Raw genomic sequence first — 4,112 nt, 5'->3', positions numbered from 1 at the left:
GAATCCCTCTCTCACCGCCACTTTACTTATATCGCGCTCATAGCTCAGCTGGATAGAGCACTTGGCTACGAACTAAGGGGTCGGGAGTTCGAATCTCTCTGAGCGCACCAATAAGTAAACCGGAAAATAACGCAGTCTATAAAGACGACGCAAGTTACGCGCTCATAGCTCAGCTGGATAGAGCACTTGGCTACGAACTAAGGGGTCGGGAGTTCGAATCTCTCTGAGCGCACCAACTTGAACAATGAACCGCACATGTTGCGGTTTTTTTGTGCCTAAAATTTACAGAATCCGCCTCAAACACATACTAAAAATAAATCCTAGATGACTCAATAAAAATAAGGGCAGCGTGATGAGAAAAATCATTGTCCAGGAATTTCTGACTCTAGACGGTGTAATGTAGGCACCCGGCGGTCCGGAAGAAGATACATCGGGTGGCTTTCAATATGGTGGCTGGGTGGCGCCGTATTTTAGTGCTGAACCCGATCCAGCATTTGATCACATCATGCAAAAATGGATGCAGTCTACCGATATTCTGATTGGTAAGAATCCCTTTCAGATTTTTGGACCTTACTGGCCGAAGCATGCTGAAGACTGGCCAGGAATTAATGAAGTAAATAAATATGTGCTATCCACCAGTTTGGATCACTCGGACTGGCAAAATACGATCTTTCTAAAAAGTATTGATGAGATCATTAACCTGAAAGCTTCAGGAAATGGAGATATTCGGGTGTATGGCAGTGCTGCAGTGGCACAGGCGCTTTTTAAGCATGATCTTGTGGATGAACTCTATTTAATGACCTTTCCTATAATATTGGGCAAAGGAAAACGTCTATTTGCTGAAGACTCTATGCCAGCAGCATTTGCACTGACAGATCATCAAGTGACTTCAAATGGCGTGGTATTGAGCTGTTATCAGCGGGCAGGCAAGGTTAAAACTGGCCTGGTTGGAGAATAGCTCTATTAGGCTGTGAGCAAATGAATATGAGGTAACTGAAAGATTAATTTAGCTAATCCTGAAATCTCGCCAAGTCTGGGTTATTGTTTTTAACTCTAAATCCGCAGGAATTTTCATTAAAAAAAACTGAAATATTGCAGTATCGTTTAATTACTGTACGTTCGGTTGTGATTTTATTAAAAAACACTTAACAAGTGCTGAAAACTCTATATAATGCACCCCATCAAGACGTCGCGCTCATAGCTCAGCTGGATAGAGCACTTGGCTACGAACTAAGGGGTCGGGAGTTCGAATCTCTCTGAGCGCACCAATCTTGATAAAGAATACTAAAAAAACCGCACATTGATGCGGTTTTTTTACGTCTTCAGTTTTTTAATTTTTCATATAAAAAACCAATAATTAGAAATAAACTTAAGATTTTAATTTTTGCTGTACTTTTAAGGCATAGACGGTATTGCCACCAACTGCCGGCAACATGTCATGATAGGGAAGGCTGCGCATGGCTTTCAGTAAAAAAGGCGCTTGATCATGAATTTTCATGGAACTGGTGATCTGGAATAGCGTTCCCTGAGATTGTGGCAAAAGCTTCATTCCACCCCGTACAAATTTTAAATCTCCGCCATTGGCATAGAACTGGTTTTGTAAGGTATTTGGCTGTTCAAAACGCATTTTAAAATTAAAGGGAATCTGAATGACGCCTAAGCCGACTGATACCTTGTAGTTGGCATCAATACTTTGCGGGTTGACTGGGTTCAGTTCCACTTTTTTGATTTGTCGCGGAAAGAGTTTCTGGCTGGCCTGAGCCAATAACCAAGGCTGCAGCTTCTCAGTTGGATGTGAGAAATATTGATAGGTAGTACTGAATCTTAGATTTTCTGAACCTTTACCGGCCTTGACCTGATAATTGGGCAAAATAAAGCTGACAGGTTGTCCTGATTTTTGACTAAGCTGGGCAATTTTCTGAGTTTGCTGATTGCTGAGCTGAACTTGGGGTATTGCCGTATTTAAAATTGTAGCAGCAGGATATTTAAAACGCTGTTGTAAAGCTTCAAGCAGAAAGGCATTGGTGCCAGCAGGAATGCCGAGTTTGGCTTCCGGCAGGGCATTTAGAATCTTGCTAAATAGAAAACCTTGCGGCTGGTTTAGATCACCCCATTGCGTCACCGTTACTAAGGTTTTATTGGGGCTCAGTGCAAACCATTCCAGCTTTCCGGCCCCATAGGGAATTGGCGCGTCCAGAATTAGTGTGCTGATACTGTTATTTTCCAGATGATGCTGCATCACCACAGTTTCTTTAAAGTTTAAGACCGGGATTGGGGTAGGAATATGCACCTGATATTTGACTTGTTGAATGCTACCTTGCTGTTCAATCACCTTGGCGGATTTTAGGGTCGGAAACAGGCCGACATAATTCGGATAATGTTGTAGTAATTTTTCGACTTGTGCTTCGGATGCAGGCAAGACTACAGCCGCACTATAAAACTGGGATTTGCTACTAGAAGCCGTTTTAAAAGTCGGTAGATGGGTTTTGCTGGCAGGATGCGCATAAATCAGGATACGTTCGCCAGTGAGTTCGGCCAGTTGCTGAGAATTGCCTTGAAATACATCAAGACTGCTTGGCAGATTAGGGGTCCATGGCGTTATTTTCGCGAAAGCTGGTGAGATTGCAAATAAGGTACTGCTCATCAGCAAATAGGAGATCAATCCTTTCATCCAATATCCTATTGTGTGTTTTTTGTTTTAATGATGATTTATTTAAAACTAAATTTAGTTATTTCCAAAGCAAAGTTATGTAATTGATAGCATAAGCCATGAGTTTTAAGCATATTTTGATATAGTATTGATCAGGATTTTATATTTTTGATGTGATGCTATGACTGAGTCAGCACCGACTTTATCCACCCGTTATTATCTCACTTTAGAAGAATCTCAGGATGGATTTGCCCTGGCCACCTTTGGCAAAAAACAGATTTCACGCTTTCTGACACCTTTGGTCAGTATCGGGATTATTATCTGGGGCTTTTCAATGGGCCTGAATGGGGTTGGCCGTTATTATGTGGCTTTGGGTGCCTTCTTTCTGATTCTACAGGGCATCATGCGTTACTGGTTCCTGCCGATGATGTTTAAGCGCCAGTTTGTAAAATATCAGTTTGGGAAAAGTGAACAGGGCATTGACCTGTTTCAGGACTATGCAGAAATTTACAATAACGGGCGTAGCAAGGTCGTGCATTATAATGAAGTACAGAGTTTTGCCATCGGCAAACTGACCTATATGCTGGAACTGAAAAACCGTACAGTGGTGATTGTGCCAAAACGTGCCTTTAAAGATGGTACTGAGCAAAGCATTTTCGAAAATACCTTCAAGAAATAAGACAGATCAAGAACAGGAAAGAGATCATGAGTAAACGTCCATCGAAAATTGTTTGTGTCGGTCGCAGTTATGCTGACCATGCCAAAGAGCTTGGAAATGCGGTACCTGATCGTCCTGTGCTGTTTATCAAGCCACCGAGTGCTTTGACATCACTGGATGCTGGTATTGAATGGAATCCGGACTGGGGTAACTGTCATTATGAGTGTGAACTAAGTTTGCGTATTGACCGTACCTTAAGCAAGGAAAATGATCCTGCCAAAGTTTTGCAGGCAATTGGTGCTGTGACTTTAGGTCTGGATTTGACCTTACGTGATCTGCAGGATGATCTGAAGAAAAAAGGTCAACCTTGGGAACGGGCCAAAGCTTTTGATGGTTCTTGTATACTCGCAGACTGGGTGCCAGTAGGTGATGTGATTGCTGACTGGAAAGATGTGCACTATACGCTGGAGATCAATGATGAGCTGCGTCAAAAAGGCGATACAGCTTTATTGATTTTTGATATTGCAACTTTGCTGGCAGACATTAGTCAGGTATTTACATTGGAAGCAGGTGATGTGGTCATGACCGGTACACCAGCAGGGGTGGCAGCCTTACAATCGGGTGATCAATTGAAAATGAACCTAAAAGGCCAAAATCAGGATTATGTCTGGACGACATTTGTAAAGTAAGACTGGATTTTTGAGATCAAGGAGCCAGAAGGCTCCTTTATTTTGTTTGGAAAAGTGTAATGAGCAAGGGATGATTTATCAGACTGATCAGGCACGGTTGCCATTCAGTTTCTAG

The 4,112-nt window shown here is 42.3% G+C and carries 3 protein-coding genes, 3 tRNA genes and 1 pseudogene; 6 read left to right on the top strand and 1 reads right to left on the bottom strand.

The window, feature by feature from the left end:
* Positions 1–33 precede the first annotated feature (33 nt).
* The 4 genes and pseudogenes from B4J23_RS07955 (at position 34) to B4J23_RS07940 (ending at position 1,268) form a co-directional block, all read left to right on the top strand.
* Positions 34–110: transfer RNA gene (locus tag B4J23_RS07955), tRNA-Arg, on the top strand.
* Between the two features lie 48 nt (positions 111–158).
* Positions 159–235: transfer RNA gene (locus tag B4J23_RS07950), tRNA-Arg, on the top strand.
* 117 nt (positions 236–352) lie between these two features.
* Positions 353–958, top strand: a pseudogene (locus B4J23_RS07945) (dihydrofolate reductase family protein).
* A gap of 233 nt (positions 959–1,191) precedes the next feature.
* Positions 1,192–1,268 (top strand) — tRNA-Arg (locus tag B4J23_RS07940).
* Between the two features lie 101 nt (positions 1,269–1,369).
* Here the strand turns inward: B4J23_RS07940 and B4J23_RS07935 are convergent.
* Positions 1,370–2,671, bottom strand: coding sequence for an SRPBCC family protein (locus B4J23_RS07935; RefSeq protein ID WP_291359825.1), 1,302 nt, complete (start codon positions 2,669–2,671; stop codon positions 1,370–1,372).
* Positions 2,672–2,831: 160 nt separating this feature from the next.
* Here B4J23_RS07935 and B4J23_RS07930 point away from each other — a divergent pair, with 160 nt between their 5' ends.
* Positions 2,832–3,329, top strand: coding sequence for a YcxB family protein (locus B4J23_RS07930; RefSeq protein WP_104425699.1), 498 nt, complete (start codon positions 2,832–2,834; stop codon positions 3,327–3,329).
* Positions 3,330–3,355: 26 nt separating this feature from the next.
* On the top strand, positions 3,356–3,997 hold the full coding sequence (locus B4J23_RS07925) for a fumarylacetoacetate hydrolase family protein (protein ID WP_291359823.1): 642 nt from the start codon (positions 3,356–3,358) through the stop codon (positions 3,995–3,997).
* Positions 3,998–4,112 lie beyond the last annotated feature (115 nt).

The organism is Acinetobacter sp. UBA3025 (assembly GCF_002367915.1).
Taxonomy (GTDB): domain Bacteria; phylum Pseudomonadota; class Gammaproteobacteria; order Pseudomonadales; family Moraxellaceae; genus Acinetobacter.
This window is presented reverse-complemented; position numbering and strand designations above follow the sequence as displayed.

Coding starts and splice junctions, on each gene's coding strand:
- B4J23_RS07925 (WP_291359823.1), top strand. CDS start 3,356: ATGAGTAAACGTCCATCGAAAATTGTTTGTGTCGGTCGCAGTTATGCT.
- B4J23_RS07930 (WP_104425699.1), top strand. CDS start 2,832: ATGACTGAGTCAGCACCGACTTTATCCACCCGTTATTATCTCACTTTA.
- B4J23_RS07935 (WP_291359825.1), bottom strand. CDS start 2,671: ATGAAAGGATTGATCTCCTATTTGCTGATGAGCAGTACCTTATTTGCA.